A 17644-nucleotide genomic window follows, 5' to 3' on the forward strand; every position below is an offset into this window, starting at 1 on the left:
GAGAGCCACATGGGGCGTGTCTTGATTTCGCCCGGGAAACTGCCCAGCGGCACCGTCAGAGCCGTGCCTGCACTCGCCGGCTTCACCGCCGTCGTCGGTCAGGCTGTCCTCCTGCGGGAAATCATCGTCCTGTTCAGCGGCAATGAGATCTCGCTCGGCATCGCACTGGCCGCCTGGCTTATCTGGACCGCCACCGGCAGCGCCCTCGCAAGCCGAAGTATGTGGGACCGCGTGCCTCCTCGCGCGGCAGTCGCCATTCTCGAATGTCTCAGCGGGATCGCGCTCGCGCCCACCATCTGGCTGCTGCATTGGGGAAGAGCCGCATTCCAGGCAACGCCGGGAGAACTGCTTGGTCCCCTGCCGATGCTTGTGACTGCGCTCGCGGCTCTCAGCGTGTTCTGCAGTCTCTCGGGAGCCATGTTCGTCGCCGCTGCGCGCCTCATTCGGGAACAATCCACCGTTTCTTCCAGCGCGGCAGCGGGCAGGGTCTATTTGCTCGAAGCGCTGGGCTCCGGCCTTGGCGGAATCATCAGCAGCCTGCTGTTCCTCTATTCTGTTGGGCCATTCTCGATCGCCATCCTGATCGCCGCCCTCAACGTTGTCACAGCTTCCATCGTCTTCCGCATTACGCGCTGGAAAGCGGTATGCGCTCTGCTAATCAGCCTTCTCGCGGGCATTCCCGTCTCGCTCGGCGTCGGCCCCATGCTCGATCGCGCGGCCCTCGCCCATGTGTGGCAGGGATTCGAGGTCGTGAGTTCCCGCAATACGATCTACGGAAACCTGGTGATCGTGCGCACCGGCGATCTCCTGACCGTCTATAGCAACGGCGAGAAACTGGCCACGACGTCCGACGACGCCGCAGCCGAAGAAGCCGTGCACTACGGCCTGCTGGAACACCCGGCCCCCGCAACGGTCCTGCTCATCGGCGGCAGCATCGGTGATGCCGTTAATCAAGTGCTCGAACATCCTTCGGTCCGTCGCATCGATGTCCTCGAACTCGATCCAGCTCTTCTCGAAATTGCGCGGCAAATCACCCCCGATAGAACGGCCGCTACACTATCCGATCCGCGCGTTCGCATACACGTAGCCGATGCCCGCCTCTGGCTGAAAACCACGAGAGACCGCTTTGACGTCATCCTGCTGAACCTGCCTGACCCCGCAACTGCGCAGTTGAACCGCTTCTACACCGAAGAGTTCTTTCGCTCCGCTCGCAATCACCTTGCGCCCGGCGGAATTCTCTCGTTTCAGGTGCGCTCCTCTGAAGAAACCATCAGCCCCGATCTCGCCGCGTTTCTGCGGTGCATGGCCAGCACGGCGCGCAGCGTATTTCGGTACGTGATCATCATCCCCGGCGAAACCGCGCACTTCTTCGCGACGAACCAGCCGAATCTCCTCACCGAAGACCCGCGGCTTCTCATCGCGCGGCTGCGCGAACGAAACCTGGCCACCCGATACGTCCGTGAATATTCCATCCCGTTTCGCATGACCCCGGATCGCATGGAGCAGGCGCATGCCATCCTGCAGCCGCCTCCCGGAACGCCTGTCAATCGAGACTTGCGGCCGATCGCGTACTACTTCGATGTCGTCCTGTGGAGCGCCCAATTCCACTCCGCATTTGCTCGTACTTTCGCAGCGGCAGCGCACATTCCATTCACAACGATTCTAGCTGGCACAATTTTCTTTCTTGTGTGCTTCGTCGCTTCCATCCGGTTCCGACGCCCTTTCAGCACGGGCTCCTCAACGGCACTCGCCTGCGCAGGTATCAGCGGCTATACGTCAATGGCGCTCGAAATCATCCTGCTGCTCTCGTTTCAATCCGTATATGGCGTCGTCTATCAGCAACTAGCTCTTCTCATCGGCATGTTCCTGGCAGGCATGGGACTGGGGAGTTGGTTTGGGCTGCGCCGCATCGCGGCCGCGCGTGCTCCGTTGATGCTCTCGGTTGCCCGGGTCCAGTTCGTATTGTCCGCTTCCGCACCCGCGCTGCTGCTCGCTGTAACGCTCCTCGCTCGCTGGCCAGACACGGCAATCATTCTCGCCGCCGCGCAGGCTGTGTTCCCTCTCCTCGCCTTGATGTGCGGCCTTCCCGGCGGCTACGTGTTTCCGCTGATTACCGAAATCCGGCTGAAGGGCCGCAGCACGCCGGCGGGAGCCGGAGCCGTGTACGCCTTAGACCTGCTCGGAGGCGCAGTCGGCGCGCTGCTGCTCAGTGGCTACTGCATCCCCGTCTTCGGCTTTTGGAATACCGCCTGGCTCACCGCGGCAGTAAGTCTCGCGCCTGCGTTTCTGGCGGTGTGGACTTTGAAGTCGCACCCGGCGGCGCATCTGGCTGCGAGCGGTTCTCGCTGAACACCAGGGCCGTGAAAAGGAAAATGTCGGTGTTATGGTCCTGCCAGCAATCGCGCTGCATGCCCGCTTTCACGCACGTCTGTTCCAGGAAATGCGTGCGGTCCCATCCCTGTTCCACTGGAACCTGCGGCAGCAGCAACCCTTCGGAGCTGCCGTTCTTCATCAGCAATCCGTGCTGCCCGATCTGGATCTCGCGCACATCCCGGACGCGCCGCAGCGGCGAGAGCACTGAGATCTCATACTGCAGCCGCGGCAGCTCCGGTTCCGTCACGGCATGGAACCGCGGATCGCGCAGAGCCGCCAAGGCCGCCGTATCACGAACGGTCAGGTAGAGCGGCTCCGCTGCAGACGTGTAGCCGATGCACCCACGCAGCTCTCCGCCTTCTCGCAGGGTCACAAAGGCTCCCCGCGGCGCGTTCAATGCATCTGCCGTCACCTCCGCAGGTTCCCAGACCTTCCCCTGCCGCACGGCATGCTCTACTGAGGTGCGGGCGATCGACAGCAACTGCTTCTTTTCGTCGGCCGTCAGTGAAAATGGCTCGTCTGCCACCTGCCCCGCATCTGCCTTCACCAGTGCCACAGCCCCGTATCCGACAACACGGGATCGATCGCCACTCGTGTCGCCTGAGTTCGCATAACGCATCACCTTCGCCTGTGTCGCGCCCATGCGCTCGGCCGCGATCATGGCCGTCACAATCGGACCGCCGCCGCACGCCTCCCACACCCGCATCTCGAAGTTCCGCGACATGCTCAAGTAGTCCCATTTCTCCACCGCGTGCAGCGTTTGCTGGTCCATGCGCACCGCGTCCTTGTAGGCGTGATAGTGAGATAAGTCGGAACTCGCCACAATGAGCGTGTCGTTATCTCGGATCAGTTTGGCCAGAGCTGTCCCCAAGTCGCGGCTGCTCTCGTAACTCTGGTCGCCCATCACCACCGGAACCAGCTCAAAGTTCCCCAGCACCCGCTGCAGCCACGGCAGTTGCACCTCCAATGCATGCTCCGCACCTCGCGACGTCGGCTCGTGACCTCTCCCCGATAGCCTGATCGTCTCGCCGGTCTTAGCCAGCTTTCGCGCAAACTCCTTGTCCACCGCGACCGTCCCGAGCGGAGTCGCATAGCCGTCGCCGTCATATACCGACGTGAAACTGAACGCTTCATAGTGCGATGGAGCAATCACGACGACTCGCTTGTAGCTTCGGCCCTTCAGTGCAGCATAGGTGTACGCGGCGATCGGGCCGGAATAGGGGTAGCCAGCATGCGGCGCCGCCACCGCCAGAATCTGCCCGGGTATTGCCGTCGGCGCAGCCCTGGCCAGCAGATCGTCCATCATCGCCGTCAGCGCCTGCGGATCGGCCGGATAGAAGCTACCCGCCACTCCGGGCTGTCGCACCTTCTCGAGTCCCGCCAGAACGCCGGGGCTCCACGTCGGAATCGCCACGATACTGAGAAGCAGCGCGATCATAATCATCATCCCTTTGAGCTTTCGCATCTCAATCTTTCGCATCGCCGCACCCTCGCGCTCACACGTGCCACACTCCCGGAATGGCATGGTTGCAGAACGGGCACGCGCCCTTGCGGATCAGCATCTGCGTCATCTGCAGCCCGGCCCGTTGCACCAGCATCTTCCGGCACTTCGGGCAATACGTGTTCTCGGCCGGGTGTCCGGGCACGTTGCCGATGTACACGTAGTGCAGCCCCTCGGCATCGGCGATCTGTTTTGCACGCTCCAGCGTCGCCACCGGAGTGATGGGCAGGTTCTTCAGCAGGTAATCGGCATGAAACTGCGAAAAATGTAAGGGCACATCCACGCCGAGATTGCCTTTCACCCAGCGCGCCAGGTCGCGGAATTCCTGCTCGCTATCGTTCAGGGTCGGCACCACCAGGTAGACAACCTCAAGCCACTTCTCCATCCTGCGCAGAGCCACCAGGGTCTCCAGCACCGGCTTCAACTGCCCAGATACAACCTGCCGGTAATACGATTCGGAGAACGACTTCAGGTCGATCTTGACCGCATCCATCTTGCCGTACGCCCTGCGCAGCGGTTCCTCCTGGATGTAGCCGTTGGAAACCACGATGCTCCGAATCCCCGCGGCGTGACCGGCATCTGCCGTGTCCATCAGGTATTCGACAAACACAACCGGCTCGCTATACGTGTATGCGATCGTCGGGCACGCGGATTGCCTCGCCAGCTCCGCCACCCTCGCGGGGGGCGCGTAGTTCGCCGGCACTTGTTCCGGGCGCGACTGCGAGATGTCCCAGTTCTGGCAGAACTTGCAATTCACGTTGCATCCGGCCGTCGCCACTGAGAACGCCATCGTCCCGGGCAGGTAGTGGAAGAACGGCTTCTTCTCGATCGGATCGATATGCGCGGCGCACGCGCGCGAGTAAACCAGCGTGTAGTAAGTGCCGCCGCGGTTCTCGCGTACGCCGCAGTACCCCCGTTCACGATCCCCAACGACACACGCACGCGGACACAGTTTGCACTGAATTCTCTTCTCCGCCTGCTTCTCGTAAAACCGCGCTTCGACTGTGAAGCGCGCGTCGTCCTGACTCTCCGCCGTCGCCTTCGGCGAGACCGCACCCAGAGGCTCGGCCAGCCCGACCATCCCTTGAGCCGCTCCTGCCCACAGCGCGCATTGCAGAAACGTGCGTCGATCAGAGCGTGGATTCAAGCATTGACCCGGCAGGTGTAAATCCCAACTGCTCCGGTGCTGCAAACTTAACTCGTGGGTCATGGTCACCTCCATCACGCCAGCGCGACTTCCACGCGATCGATTTTTCGCGGGTCATTGGTTCCCAGCCGATGCTGCGGGTCAGCGGCCGTCGCCAGCCATCGCGGCCCTCGGTTCTCGGCTTCCAGCGTTTTCAGTCCGTGTTCAGCGCGCTTGCGCTCGATGATCTGCCATCCGGTTGTATCCAGAGCAACCGGGTCCTGCGATGCAATCAGGGCGTTTTCCTGCCAGCAATACTGCGGCTTATATGCGGGCCCGCCCTGGAAACACGCCGTCGTTGCATCGCAGATTGTCAGCCGCATGCGACTATGGATCTCCGGCAGCATGTTCAGATCGGCTATATACGGATTGCAGCCATCGGGATGGTATTTGTTTGGATTGTGGATGGCTCCATACAGGTTCTTCAGCGCGATCGTCACACCGGCGCCATCGTGATCCTTCAGCACGGGCAAATTGATCAGCACATCACAGCGCTCGGTCAGAATTTTGGATACGCGGCTCCCCACATTCCCCCAGCTCGACAAGCCATCTTCGTAGCCCACCCGATCGGTGCCGAAGCACTGCACCTGGTTGCCGCCCACGGCGATGCGGAACCCGGCGCGCTCGAGTTCCCGCGTATCGCGGTCCCAGACCACAATGGCCGTGGCACGCACCCCGGCTTCCTGCAAACGCTCGCAGATAGCCTCAACCAGTAGCGGATTGGTGGAGATCCCGCGGCCTCCTAGTGAATTCACCTTCAGTGCGACTCTCTGCCCGGGCCGAACCATCCTCGTCCACGCCTCCGCCGCGCGCTCTGTGCGGAACAGCGCTTGCATCGTGCGATCCAGCATGCGCAGCAGACGCCCCGAATCAACGCTCGAACCAGCGCCGCGCAGACCGGGATCCCGAGCGACCACCACACGCGAAGGCGGCTCCGCTGCAGTCGACACCACGGCTTCCGCTGGGTAGATCTTTTCGCCCGTCGCAAGAAAAGCGAGGCTCCCCACGCAGCTCTTCAAAAACGTACGGCGCGCCGTCATGGGTATCAGGCGCATGATGCGTGATCCCGCCTTCGATCCTCCGGCCCGCCTGCGTGGACATGTTCAGGGCTCAGGGAGTCCCCTCGGCCGGCCAGCATCCATTTACCGCCGCACGACGAAATTCTTCAGTGACTCGCATCACGATCGTAACTAGATCGATTGCGCGCACTCCGAACGATTTACTCGTCAGGTCGCCAACTCGCGTTTCAGCCGCCACGATTCTGAAAACGTAATTCTTGACAATCGATAGTCGACCTTCTACCATCGGCATCCATGTGGGGGTAGACGGTCGACTATGAGCAACGAAAAGCCGCAGCATGCAAACCTTCTCCTTGGCACCCTGGACATGCTTATTCTGCGGACGCTTGTTTGGGGGCCGGCTCACGGCCGTCAGATCGGTAAACACATTCAGCGCACCACGAATGACTTCCTTCAGATGCAGCACGGTTCACTCTATCCCGCGCTGCATCGACTCGAAAAGCGGGGCTGGGTTACGTCCAATTGGGAAATGGCTTCTGACCGCAATCGGGAGTTCAAGTACTACCGTTTGACCGAGAAGGGCAAGAAACAACTCCAAGTCGAGGAATCGCAGTGGAAACAAATGACTGAAGCCGTGGCCCGCGTGATGTGGCCATCCGCCGAGGAGAGTTGATATGCGATGGTGGCAACTGAAGAAACGCGACGCAGATCTCGAGCGCGAATTGCGTTCCGATCTCGAACTCGAAGAGGAAGAGCAACGTGAAAAAGGTCTCTCTCCCGAGGACGCCCAATACGCAGCCCGCCGCGCGTTCGGCAATGCAACCTTGATCCGGGAACAAACGCACGAGGCCTGGGGATGGGCCCAGTTCGAGCGCTGGCTACAGGACGCCCGCTATGCACTCCGCCAGATCCGGAAATCACCAGGATTTGCCGCGGTGGTGGTATTGGTGCTGGCTCTCGCAATTGGTGCAAATGCAGCAGTCTTCAGCGTGCTGAATGCGGTGCTCCTTCGCCCGCTCGAATTTCCGAACGCAGATCGCTTGGTCCAGATCACTTCCATGAAGGCAGGGAAGCCAGTGGGCGTGTCAGGGCCAGACTGGCGCGATTTTGCCACGCAAAACCAGAGCTTCGAAAAGATCGCGATCTACGACCAGTGGCGGAAAAATGTGAGCACGTCGCGGCGCGGAGACGATCCCGCGGAGGTCCTGGTAGGGCTCGCATCGCCGCAGTTCTTCGAGGCATTGGGCATTCAGCCGCTTTTGGGCCGTCTGTTCACTGCGGACGAGGGTTTGCAGGGGCGTAATCACGTAGCGCTGATCACCGAAGGGTTCTGGAAGGCTCACTATCAGCGCAACTCCATGATTCTGGGTCATACGCTGACCATCAACGACCAGCCCTATACCATCATCGGAGTCTTGCCTGACACGATTCCAGGGTGGCTGCATGGAGCGCAGGCGCAACTGCCAGTGTTTGAGCCGTTTCTGCCCGAACCGGGAGTGTGGGACGAATCGGCTCGCGCCGGACGCGGATATGGCGCGCTGGCACTGCTGAAACCCGGCGTGAGCGTTGATAAAGCGCAGGCAGATCTCGCTAGGATCGCCCGGAGTCTCGCCTCCACGCATCCCGTCGATCGTGGAGTGGATATCTCCGTAGTGCCCCTAGAGACTATGCGGACGGGCAATCTGCGACCGCTTCTGTTGCTGCTCATGGGCGCGGTTGCGTTGATTCTGCTGATAGCATGCTCGAACCTGGCCGCCTTACTGCTGGCGAGAAACACTTCTCGGCAACGCGAGTTCGCAATGCGGAAGGCGTTGGGCGCAGGACGCGCCGCTCTGGTACGCCAAATCTTCACCGAGATTTTGGTGCTCTCGGTCCTCGGTAGCGGCCTGGGACTGTTATTGGCTTGCGGAGCAATACGCGCCGTGCGATTGAACGACCCAGGAAAGATTCCCCAGTTGCTTGCACTCACGCTGGACTGGCGGGTAGTGCTCTTCACGTTAGCTGCGGGGTTGGGAACCTGCCTGTTCTTCGGAACCGCGCCCGCGCTACTGAGTGCGCGGGTCGACCCAGCGGATGCTCTGAAACAAGGTGGACGCTCAAGCAGTGGAGTCGCGCGGCAGGGGTTCCGAAGAATACTCGTGACCGGGCAGATCGCGTTATCTCTGATGCTTCTGGTTGCAGCGTCACTAGTCCTACAAACACTCGAGCATCTCGAACGCCAAGATCTGGGCTTCAGAGTCGACCACCTGATGCGTGGACATCTGTATCTTCCGCCGGTGCGCTATGCAACGGCGGATGCGATCACGCGATTCTGCGATGAACTCACCGATCGAATCCGAGTCCTGCCCGGCGTCAAGGACGTCTCCGTGACCACCGTCTATCCTCCACGAGACGGATGGCACATGATGTTTTCAATCGAGGGTCACCCCGTGTCCCGGCTCGAAGAAGTGCCATCCACCATCTTCGGTGTCGTCGACGCGAACTATCTGCGAACGGCCGGTATACCCCTAACCGCGGGGCGCGATTTCTCGCAGTCAGATCGGGAAGGTACGTTGCCGGTCGGGATTGTCAACCAGGCGTTTGTGAAGCAGTACTTTCCAGGTGTGGATCCGATCGGACAGCGGATAGAACTCGGCGCGCCGGCAAGCTTGATTGCACAGGACACATGGATGGGCGCGCAGAGAGAAACCATCTCTATCGCAGGGGTCATGCGCGATAACTACAATCAGGGACTCACACTGCCGGTCGCGCCGCAGCTTATTACGCTGTTTCGCCAGACTCCGCACGTCAACTTCGGCTTCAAAGACTTGCTGGTGCGGTCGAATGTGGCGCCGGAAACGCTTGAACAGGCGGTTGCGCAGCAAATCCATGCGCTCGATTCCCAACTTCCACTGTCCGAGGTGGAAACCATGAACCAATACATCGGAGACATGACTGCGGTGAACCGGTTCACGAGCGTGGCTCTGACCGGTTTCGCGGCCGTCGGACTGCTCCTTGCCATGTTGGGCATCTACGGGGTGATGGCATACCTTGTGGCCCAGCGAACGCAGGAGATCGGAATCCGGCTGGCACTCGGCGCGCCGCGCGGTGCGGTGGCGTGGCTTGTATCGTTGCAGGGATTCCGGATGGCCCTCAGCGGAGTCATGATTGGGCTTGTGGGATCCGTACTTACTTCGAGGAGCCTGGCAAGCCTGTTGTATGGAGTTTCAGCACTGGACCCGCTCACATTGCTGGCGGCCTCGACGTTGCTCGTCGCCATAGCCGTAGCGGCATGCGCAGTGCCGGCAAGACGCGCGGCCAATATCGATCCTCTACTAGCGCTGCGAGCGGAGTGACTCTTCGTTTGAAGATCGCGAGCTTCTCGAGCCGTTCGGCCCTGCAACGGCCGTGGCCGCACTGGAAGCGTCCTTCGTCTGCGCGCACAAGGCGACCGCGACCATCACGACGGAGAATGCTTTTGTCGCCGTCAGGCCGGTTGACGGGTTCAGCACGCGCATCACGATCACCGGATTTGCTGCGGCCACGGGTATGACCACTACGGCCAGATGGTGGAGTACCTGCGGATGAACGGCATTGTGCCGCCGGCAGGCGCCAAATAGCGATCCCGTCAGTCACGTATCTGCGTGCCCCATCCTTGAATCGGCTTTATCAGTTCAAGGGTGGGAGACCACGAACCCGGCAGTTTCCCTCTTCGCGGTATCCCACGTCATCCCACAAGCCCCTACCCTCAACACGCTGTCATCCCGAGCGAAGTCGAGGGATCCGCGGTTGTCTTTGGCGAACTCGCTGGGAGTAACAGTCTAGGCGAAGCGCAGGTGATTTAAGCGAATGCGAAATTGTTTCCGACTTGGCGGTCGACGTTCTGCTTGCCGGGTGCCCCATCCTTGAATCGGCTTCATCGATTCAAGGGTGGGAGACCACGAACCCGGCAGTTCCCCTCTTCGGAGTGTCCCACGTCATCCAGAAAGCCCCTACCCTCAACACGCTGTCATCCCGAGCGAAGTCGAGGGATCCGCGGTTGTCTTTGGCGAACTCGCCGGGAGTAACATGAACAGTCCAGGCCAAGCGCAGGCGATTTAAGCGAATGCAGAATCGTTTCCGACTCGGCGGTCGACGTTCTGCTTGCCGGGTGCCCCATCCTTGAATCGGCTTCATCGATTCAAGGGTGGGAGACCACGAACCCGGCAGTTCCCTCTTCGGCGTGTCCCACGCTCTCCCGCTCAGACCCGTGTCATTCCGAAGAACCGCGCGCTTTCTTCTCAAGCCTGACAACACATAAGAGCCGAGCTTTGAAAGAGCACGGATTTATCCGTGCCGCTCAGCGCCGCGCGCCGTAGGTGCGCAACGACAATAGCCCAGGCCAGGTCCGAGCAGCGCGAGGACTTGTCCTGGGTCAGTGCGCCATACACCTCACGCGTCCCGTAGGGCCGCGTCGAAGTCCCCTGGTTATTCCGTATTTTGGGTGCCGTCTGGCCTTCCTGCAACCCGTCGCATGACTCATGCCCGTCCGCCGATGCCCATCCGGTCATGGCGCCTCAATGAGCGGTAAGGCCTGATGTCAACAGTTAAGACTTGAACCTATCGGATTATTAGACCGTATGGAGCCTGGGGTATACCCTTAAAAGCAATCAACGATGCCTTCAAATTCTGCTCGGGAGAGCGGTTCAATGTTGCCAGATATTCATCGCAAGGTGATGTACGCCAAATACGTACTTGAGAAGGCGATCACAATGCAGACTGATAGCAATGAGATGAGCTATTCCATTTCTTTGCTGTTGATCCATGATGCGGCGGAATTGCTTATGCTCACTGTGTTGGATCACTTGAAAATCACGCCCGCAAAGAAAAGAGATTTTTTGGATTTCTGGACAGAGATCAAACCGCCAGACTATGCTACTCCACCCGACAAAATTCCACTTGATAAACTCAATCGATTGAGAGTCGCTTTGAAGCATAGCGGCGCTATACCCAATTCGCACGAGGTCAAGAACCTAACGCCACGGGTTAGGGGCTTCTTCGAAAACGTTCTAAAGATGTATTGCGGGACAGAATACCGCGATATTTCCTTGCTGGATCTTGTTCCAAATGCTGAAGTGCGATCGTTGTTAGTTAGCGCACGCACAAAATTTGCAGAAGGTGACAAGGCTCAGGCAATGACGGACCTAAAGATTGCACTTCACAAGATGGAAAATCCGTCTGACCAATATTTGCCCTTCATTGATGCTCCAGCACAGCCAAACGTGTCCGGAGATTTTGGGTTGAGAAGGTATTTGGCAGATCTTCATGCGTTTCTTGACCAATGCGCCAGCAAAATCAATGCAATGACGATTGGCATAGACCCTGTCAAGTACGCCGAATTCATGAAAGCTGGACCCGGCGTTCTGTGGAGCATGACAGGCCAACCATTTGTGTCGCACTGGAGCGTTACTTACGATCACGTAACGGAAGAGCGGTTTAGTTCATTTATAGATTTTTTGGTTGATTACGCGCTCAAAGCGAGTGATGTTTATATCCCGCGACCGTTGCGAAGCGCTCTATCGCAGTAGAGGACGCAGCGCGTTCATAGCTGCCCTTGTGCGTCTTTATTATCCTTTGGCAGGTGCCCATGGACTCGCCATGCGAAATTGCCCACCCAGGAGGGGTGCCCACGGTCCCTCGCGCTTAGGGACCGTGGAGGCCTCGACCTCAACGGCCGTAAATAAGCCTGAATTGATCGCCATCGGTAATGAAAAACGGGTATGTCGCCGGGGATGCGTGTCAATTTACGCATGGCCGCCAAATCGCGTTTTCAGTCGCCAAGTGTGCTGAAAACGTGCGTTGGGCTGTTGGCACCATTGAGATCCGGCTCGCGTAGATTCTGGGGAGCCTCAGCAGACTGCCCCGGCTGGTTCATCACCGCCCGCCGCAGCCATCGCTTTGAACTGCCCGTAGGTTTTCGCGACCGGAGGCATCCGGATTTCGATTGGGGGGGCGTCCCCTCGATAGATGCTCTCGTCGTTGTTGCCCAAGACGATTGATCGGCGCCCCATTACGATGGCGTGCATATGTCTGCTGATTCCGGCGTGCGGATGATTAGCCAAACGCTGCGAGATTCTGAAACTAAGATTCTGTGCCCAACCGTGCGGTCCAGCCACGTTCGCCTGAAGGATCGAAGCGTGCACGCTCCACTTGAAAAGTGGTTTAAGGCTCCGATGGTACTCTGAGACACGTGCCCCGCTACCGATGCTGCAAAGCTTAATCGGCTTGGTCATTATCCCCGGTCTAAAGTCTGGCTCAGAGAACCGCGTGAAGTAAAACTTAGCCCCTAGTCCAACATTCTCGGTTGGCGAAGCGGCGACCATGAGAATCCGTGCGCCGAGGCGCTGTTCAGAGCGATCGGCATTCTGGAACACGGATCTAGCGAGAGGAGCCCAATTCTCGGAAACCCAGCCGGGATCCCATCCTACAAGGTCTGGGTCGACCTCCGGAGGAAATTTCAGAAAGCTTGCCAAGCTCTCTACGAGACTGAATCCAATTCGCACAGATCCCGCGAACCCAGCCGCGATTGAGTTTGTCAGAGGAAATGCTTTCTGAACGAGGTCCTTCGTCTTGCCGTCGGAGAAGGTAACCTGTACGTCCGAATACAGCGCACACCCTCCGGTTATGCTCGAAACTGCGCAGATCCAAGTCAATAGAAGCTCTCCGCCTGGAAATCATTTTACGAAGATGTTGCTCCCCAAAACACCCAGTCACATCAGCATTGCTTACGCGCGAAAGAAATAGCTCCGGCACTTTCCAATACTCGGCTATTTCTGGAATCGCTGAGAGATACCACCAGCTATCTCAACAAGCGCAAAATCGCCTACGCACTCACACAGTAACTCGGCAGTTCCGATTGAGGTACCTCCTGTCAGGCAGGAGTTACTCGAACCTGCCCTCACACTCGCATCCGGGATTCGGTCGGCCCTCACCCGTGACCACCATCACAGACTCAGCCCTCAAATTCGCCTACCCTTCTCACGTGAGTCGTGGTGTGCCTGGGCTCCGCCCGCAACCAAAGACGTACTGCCGGGGAGTGACGAATAAGGGACTGAGTTTACTAGAAAATTAGCTACCCCTCCCCCTGTTTTTACTTCTCCGTATCTTCGCTTTTTGAAGCACTCTATTCGCGTAACTTACAAATCTAAACAGATTAAGGCCGATTCAAAAATTCATATATTTCCAAGGCGATGAAAAGGCGAATCGCTGAGAAATGTTACATCCGAGTAAACAGATTTCCCTCGCTACCAAATCGCTCAAGCCGCCTTTAGCGCCCGACGAATCGCCAGCGTCAGCATCAGGCGCGTCATCCCGTTCATCAGCAGATTGAAACCGACAAACACTCCTATGATCCACATCGCGCTGCTCGGCCAGTGCCGCCAGATCAGAAGGCCGAGCAGCAGCGTGAATAGTCCATCCAGCAGCAGCCACACGGGCTGGCAAGCACGCACAAACAATGCCGTCACTCGGCCGTCAGTCCCTCGACAAGCGCGTTCCATTCAGACTCAAGCGCAGGCCGGTAGAAGTCCTTCCCCGACCGCTTGTACCAGTACTCGGCGTTCCAGTCCGCACCCTCCTTCCGGTGCAGATAAGCATGAACCGCCATCCCATCGGGAGTCTCCAGCTCGTCCACCAGCCCATGAGCCCTGGCCCAGTCGCCCTTGGCGTCCCACCACAACGCCTCCAGCGTTGCCGGCAGTCCTGCGGGTGGTGCCTGGCCCCCTAGTGTCCTGAGAAATGCCTCTGCATTCATGCCCATTCTTGTACCACTTCCGCTCCCGGACAGCGATGAAAAATTCGCTGCAAATCGCGTGATTTGGGTCACATCCTGGAAGCTCCGACGCTGCTACAAAGGACTCAACGATTCGATAAGAACCGTGAGGGATCCGCTAGGGGAGAAGAAGGCGCCGGCACCCCACCCCCTCCCTTTTCCGGAGGTCAGTGATGTTCGGATTTGTGGTTTGCAACTCAGACCGAATCGGTCGTATACTTAAATCCGACCTGATTGGTCGCAGTTCGAAGGTGCTGCCCTTTCGGCGGCGCTGCGGAGTCCGGCGGGTGAGCGTGCTAAGCGAATTGAGTGTTGGTGAAACTGCGATGGTGGTCGCCCTTGACCTGCCCGAATCTGTGCAGAACCACCTCATGCATATGGGCTTTGTTCCTGACGCCAGTGTTACCGCGCTGCGCCGCGCTCCAGCCGGCGACCCCACTGTCTACGGTATTGACGGAATGGAGATTGCCCTCCGTCGCGAGACAGCCGATTCCATCCATGTCCGCAACGCCGCCCTCGACCTGCAAGATGAAGAGCGCGAACTCCTCGAGGCCGGTCGATGAATCCATGCTGTGAAACGCCGGCCTTCGAAGCTCCGAAGACGTCGGCCCCCGGTCAGTTGCGGACAGTCGTTCTGATTGGCCCCCCCAACGCCGGAAAATCCACCCTCTTCAATCGCCTTACCGGACTCCGCCAGAAGGTGGCAAATTATCCCGGCGTGACCGTCGAGCAGCGCATGGGACTCATGGCCGGCGTTGGTCGTGATGATCTCACGCTCGTCGATCTTCCTGGCGTCTACTCATTAACTCCGTACTCCGAAGACGCCCGCGTCGCTGTCGACGTCCTCAAGGGCAAGATGCCCGGAACCCCCAAGCCCGACGCGGTTCTGCTGGTTCTCGATTCCCTGCACCTGACTCGGCAGCTGATGCTTGCGGCCCCCGTCCTTTCGCTGGGACTGCCCACTCTGGTCCTCCTCAACATGAGCGACTTAATGGAGTCGCGCGGCGGCTCTATCGACACCCTCAAATTGGCACGTGAATTGGGAGCACCGGTCGCACAGATCAGTGCCACCCACGGCACAGGCCTCGATGCCGTACCCCTCTTCCTGAACCAGTGCGCCCTGCCGCGTACCGCGCAAAAGGCGGACCAACTGCTGACGCTGCCTGTCCTCGGGAACGCCGCCAGCACGCACAAATGGGCGGCTCAGGTCAGCCGCAAAACCGATTACAAGGCCCCCCTGTCCGCCGAGAGCAGCCGCAAGCTCGACAACATTCTGCTGCACCGCATTTGGGGACCGCTGCTCTTCCTCGTCGTCGTCATCGGCGTGTTCGAAGTGGTGTTCTCAATCGGGCAGCCTCTTTCGGATGGATTCGGTGATCTACTTGGCGATATCGGGACTTGGGTTCGCCCCCTCATCCCCCTCACCTGGTTGCAGTCGCTGCTTCTTGACGGCGTATGGAAGGGTATCTCATCTGTCCTCGTGTTCCTGCCGCAGATCCTTCTGCTGTTCCTCTTCATCGGAGTCTTGGAAGATTCCGGCTATCTGGCTCGCGCCGCGCTCATCGCCGATCGCGTGATGCGCACCGTCGGGCTGAACGGTAAGGCATTCATTCCCCTGCTCTCGGCTTACGCCTGCGCGGTACCAGCCATCATGGCCACCCGCACCATCGAGAATCGTCGCGACCGCATCGCCACCATCCTGGTGACCCCGTTCATGACGTGCTCGGCGCGTCTGCCGGTCTACATGCTCTTGATTGCGGCCTTCGTTCCAAATCGCTCATACCTGCACGGATTCCTTGGGCTGCGCGCGATGACGATGCTGGGCCTGTATCTCGCAGGATTCGTAGCGGCTATGACGACAGCGCACCTGCTCAAGAGCTCTATTCTCAAATCGAGCGAGACGCCGTTCATCCTTGAACTTCCCCAATACCGCCGGCCCACACTGCGATCGCTTGCGCTGCGGCTGCTCGACCGCGCTCGCATTTTCCTGCGCCAGGCGGGAACGGTCATCCTCGCCGTCACCATGGCTCTGTGGGTTCTGGCTCACCTTCCCATCATTCATACGGCCCAGGGCTGGACGATCCCCGAGCTCGCCGAAAGCCTCGTCGGGCGACTTGGACACTTCATTGAGCCGGTCATCGCGCCGCTCGGTTTCAACTGGAAGATCGGCATCGGCCTCATCTCCAGCGTCCTGGCCCGTGAAGTAATGGTGAGTACCATGGGCACACTTTACGGAGCCGATCCCGGAACCCAGGCGCTGAACCTTCAGACTGCGCTGCACCACGACATGACGCTGGGCGGGGCGCTGGCGCTGATGATCTTCTTCGCATTCGCGATGCAGTGCACCTCGACGATGGCCGTGGTTCGACGCGAAACGAATAGCTGGAAGTGGCCCGCACTGCAATTCAGCTACATGCTGGTTCTGGCGTACGTCTCAGCGTTCGTAGTGAATCACGTCGTGACGGCGCTTAATCTCTAGCCTCGATAGAAGCGCAGCAGCTTGTTGAACACCGGAGCATCGATATTCTGCTGCTCTCTCTGGATGTTCTCCACCAGACTTCGACTCTCACTTCCGCGCGTCGGAGGCGGCGGCGTTGGCGCGTGGGCGACCTGCTTCTGCTTGTCCAATTCAAATAATTCGCTGATTAGCAGGTCGATCTGCTCGCATTTGCGCGCCGATAATTCTACGAACTCGATTCCCGCGCGATGTCCCTTGTCGATGCGCCGGACGATGCCGGGCAGCCGCAGGTCAATTCCCTTCACCTTGAGGTGAATTTCGATGGCTGATCCCGACTGGCCAGAGAGAAGTTTGTCAGCAACAAAGAGGCAGCCGCGCTTGCTCAGATTCACCAGGCTGCCCGTTTGGTTGGTGCCTTCCGGCAGGACGCGGATGCGTGCGATGCCGGTGCATGACAGCCGCGGGTGACGGCGGTTGTCATCGCCTTGATCTTGCGCCTCCGCTTTCCGTTCCGAATCAGCCACGGTCTCCTCGTTTCGCGTGCCCGCGCAGGACCTCGCGAGACCCGGTCCATGCCTTACATTTCGGCAAGTCGATGAGAATCTTCGCGGCGCTTGTTTCGTCGGTAATTGGAGACGACTGAGGAAGCTGGCCTTTTATGATGGGAGTGAATCTGGAAAGGATCGAAGATGGCTTCCGTATACGACATTCCTGTACGCACGCTGGGGGGCGCGGACTCGTCGCTCGCGCAGTTTAACGGCAAGGTGGTTCTCATCGTCAACGTGGCTTCGAAATGCGGACTGACGCCGCAGTATGAGGGGCTCGAGGCGCTTTACAGGAAGTACAAGGATCGCGGGTTCGTGATCGCCGGGTTCCCTTCCAACGACTTCGCCGGGCAGGAGCCGGGGACGGCGGATGAGATTCAGTCGTTCTGCTCGCTCAACTACGGCGTGGATTTTCCGCTATTCGAGAAGATCCCGGTGGTGGGGCCGGAGAAGCATCCACTGTATGCGGCGCTAATTGCGGCGAAGCCGGAGGCGACAGCTACAGGCGATGTGCCGTTCGCCGACAATCTGCGGAAGTATGGGATCAATCCGAACCCAGCGCCGGAGGTGCTTTGGAACTTTGAGAAGTTCCTGCTCGACCGGAGCGGCAACGTGGTGGCCCGGTTTGCTCCCGATACCAAGCCGGATGATCCGAAACTTGTTGAGGCGATTGAGGCGGAATTGGACCGGTAAAGTCTGCAATTGCGCTAAGTTACTGATAATACATAAGGGGTACGGGGGGGGGGGGCAGATCCCGTGCCCCTTTGCCATGC

At 59.2% G+C, this 17644-nt stretch carries 15 protein-coding genes; 8 read left to right on the top strand and 7 right to left on the bottom strand.

Features of this window, described 5'->3' with window-relative positions; genetic code table 11:
- Positions 1-9 precede the first annotated feature (9 nt).
- Positions 10-2349, top strand: coding sequence for a fused MFS/spermidine synthase (locus MOP44_RS24015; RefSeq protein WP_260792944.1), 2340 nt, complete (start codon positions 10-12; stop codon positions 2347-2349).
- Here the strand turns inward: MOP44_RS24015 and amrB are convergent.
- The 3 genes from amrB to MOP44_RS24030 form a co-directional block, all read right to left on the bottom strand.
- Positions 2255-3853 carry an AmmeMemoRadiSam system protein B gene (amrB, locus tag MOP44_RS24020; RefSeq protein WP_260792945.1) on the bottom strand — a complete coding sequence of 533 codons (1599 nt, stop codon included), beginning with the start codon at positions 3851-3853 and terminating at the stop codon, positions 2255-2257. The two genes, MOP44_RS24015 and amrB, sit on opposite strands and share 95 nt — an antisense overlap.
- A gap of 16 nt (positions 3854-3869) precedes the next feature.
- The gene (amrS, locus tag MOP44_RS24025; protein ID WP_260792946.1) at positions 3870-4955 is read right to left on the bottom strand and encodes an AmmeMemoRadiSam system radical SAM enzyme; all 1086 of its coding nucleotides are present in this window, start codon (positions 4953-4955) and stop codon (positions 3870-3872) included.
- Between the two features lie 140 nt (positions 4956-5095).
- A complete protein-coding gene (locus tag MOP44_RS24030; RefSeq protein WP_260792947.1) occupies positions 5096-6115 on the bottom strand; it encodes a DUF362 domain-containing protein in 1020 nt (339 codons plus the stop codon).
- 280 nt (positions 6116-6395) lie between these two features.
- Between MOP44_RS24030 and MOP44_RS24035 the strand changes: the two genes are divergently transcribed.
- The 3 genes from MOP44_RS24035 to MOP44_RS24045 are packed head-to-tail and all read left to right on the top strand — an operon-like array spanning position 6396 to position 9646.
- Positions 6396-6752 carry a PadR family transcriptional regulator gene (locus MOP44_RS24035; RefSeq protein WP_260792948.1) on the top strand — a complete coding sequence of 119 codons (357 nt, stop codon included), beginning with the start codon at positions 6396-6398 and terminating at the stop codon, positions 6750-6752.
- Position 6753: 1 nt separating this feature from the next.
- Entirely contained in the window at positions 6754-9414 is a 2661-nt protein-coding gene (locus tag MOP44_RS24040) for an ABC transporter permease (protein ID WP_260792949.1), read from the top strand.
- Positions 9415-9466: 52 nt separating this feature from the next.
- Positions 9467-9646 (top strand): hypothetical protein, encoded by a 180-nt coding sequence (locus MOP44_RS24045; RefSeq protein ID WP_260792950.1) that lies wholly within the window; start codon positions 9467-9469, stop codon positions 9644-9646.
- Positions 9647-10338: 692 nt separating this feature from the next.
- Here the strand turns inward: MOP44_RS24045 and MOP44_RS24050 are convergent.
- On the bottom strand, positions 10339-10608 hold the full coding sequence (locus tag MOP44_RS24050; protein ID WP_260792951.1) for a hypothetical protein: 270 nt from the start codon (positions 10606-10608) through the stop codon (positions 10339-10341).
- 138 nt (positions 10609-10746) lie between these two features.
- On the opposite strand from MOP44_RS24050, the gene MOP44_RS24055 reads away from it, so the two are divergent.
- The gene (locus MOP44_RS24055) at positions 10747-11625 is read left to right on the top strand and encodes a hypothetical protein (protein WP_260792952.1); all 879 of its coding nucleotides are present in this window, start codon (positions 10747-10749) and stop codon (positions 11623-11625) included.
- Positions 11626-13353: 1728 nt separating this feature from the next.
- Here MOP44_RS24055 and MOP44_RS24060 read toward each other — a convergent pair.
- Entirely contained in the window at positions 13354-13563 is a 210-nt protein-coding gene (locus tag MOP44_RS24060; protein WP_260792953.1) for a hypothetical protein, read from the bottom strand.
- Entirely contained in the window at positions 13560-13856 is a 297-nt protein-coding gene (locus tag MOP44_RS24065; protein WP_260792954.1) for a hypothetical protein, read from the bottom strand. Before MOP44_RS24065 ends, MOP44_RS24060 begins: the two co-directional genes overlap by 4 nt.
- Before the next feature lie 299 nt (positions 13857-14155).
- Here MOP44_RS24065 and MOP44_RS24070 point away from each other — a divergent pair, with 299 nt between their 5' ends.
- Together MOP44_RS24070 and feoB are read left to right on the top strand one after the other, a co-directional pair.
- On the top strand, positions 14156-14431 hold the full coding sequence (locus MOP44_RS24070; protein ID WP_260792955.1) for a FeoA family protein: 276 nt from the start codon (positions 14156-14158) through the stop codon (positions 14429-14431).
- Positions 14428-16347: a ferrous iron transporter B gene (feoB, locus tag MOP44_RS24075; protein ID WP_260792956.1), complete on the top strand. Its 1920-nt coding sequence runs from the start codon at positions 14428-14430 to the stop codon at positions 16345-16347. Before MOP44_RS24070 ends, feoB begins: the two co-directional genes overlap by 4 nt.
- Here the strand turns inward: feoB and MOP44_RS24080 are convergent.
- Complete coding sequence (locus MOP44_RS24080) at positions 16344-16850, bottom strand: PilZ domain-containing protein (protein WP_260792957.1); 507 nt, start codon at positions 16848-16850, stop codon at positions 16344-16346. The two genes, feoB and MOP44_RS24080, sit on opposite strands and share 4 nt — an antisense overlap.
- 165 nt (positions 16851-17015) lie before the next feature.
- Between MOP44_RS24080 and MOP44_RS24085 the strand changes: the two genes are divergently transcribed.
- The gene (locus MOP44_RS24085; RefSeq protein ID WP_260792958.1) at positions 17016-17564 is read left to right on the top strand and encodes a glutathione peroxidase; all 549 of its coding nucleotides are present in this window, start codon (positions 17016-17018) and stop codon (positions 17562-17564) included.
- Positions 17565-17644 lie beyond the last annotated feature (80 nt).

Source organism: Occallatibacter riparius, assembly GCF_025264625.1.
Lineage (GTDB): Bacteria > Acidobacteriota > Terriglobia > Terriglobales > Acidobacteriaceae > Telmatobacter > Telmatobacter riparius.

What these genes read in the sequence shown, in the direction of transcription:
- MOP44_RS24015 (WP_260792944.1), top strand. Translation starts at nt 10, where the DNA reads ATGGGGCGTGTCTTGATTTCGCCCGGGAAACTGCCCAGCGGCACCGTC.
- amrB (WP_260792945.1), bottom strand. Translation starts at nt 3,853, where the DNA reads ATGCGAAAGATTGAGATGCGAAAGCTCAAAGGGATGATGATTATGATC.
- amrS (WP_260792946.1), bottom strand. Translation starts at nt 4,955, where the DNA reads ATGGTCGGGCTGGCCGAGCCTCTGGGTGCGGTCTCGCCGAAGGCGACG.
- MOP44_RS24030 (WP_260792947.1), bottom strand. Translation starts at nt 6,115, where the DNA reads ATGCGCCTGATACCCATGACGGCGCGCCGTACGTTTTTGAAGAGCTGC.
- MOP44_RS24035 (WP_260792948.1), top strand. Translation starts at nt 6,396, where the DNA reads ATGAGCAACGAAAAGCCGCAGCATGCAAACCTTCTCCTTGGCACCCTG.
- MOP44_RS24040 (WP_260792949.1), top strand. Translation starts at nt 6,754, where the DNA reads ATGCGATGGTGGCAACTGAAGAAACGCGACGCAGATCTCGAGCGCGAA.
- MOP44_RS24050 (WP_260792951.1), bottom strand. Translation starts at nt 10,608, where the DNA reads ATGACCGGATGGGCATCGGCGGACGGGCATGAGTCATGCGACGGGTTG.
- MOP44_RS24055 (WP_260792952.1), top strand. Translation starts at nt 10,747, where the DNA reads ATGTTGCCAGATATTCATCGCAAGGTGATGTACGCCAAATACGTACTT.
- MOP44_RS24065 (WP_260792954.1), bottom strand. Translation starts at nt 13,856, where the DNA reads ATGGGCATGAATGCAGAGGCATTTCTCAGGACACTAGGGGGCCAGGCA.
- feoB (WP_260792956.1), top strand. Translation starts at nt 14,428, where the DNA reads ATGAATCCATGCTGTGAAACGCCGGCCTTCGAAGCTCCGAAGACGTCG.
- MOP44_RS24085 (WP_260792958.1), top strand. Translation starts at nt 17,016, where the DNA reads ATGGCTTCCGTATACGACATTCCTGTACGCACGCTGGGGGGCGCGGAC.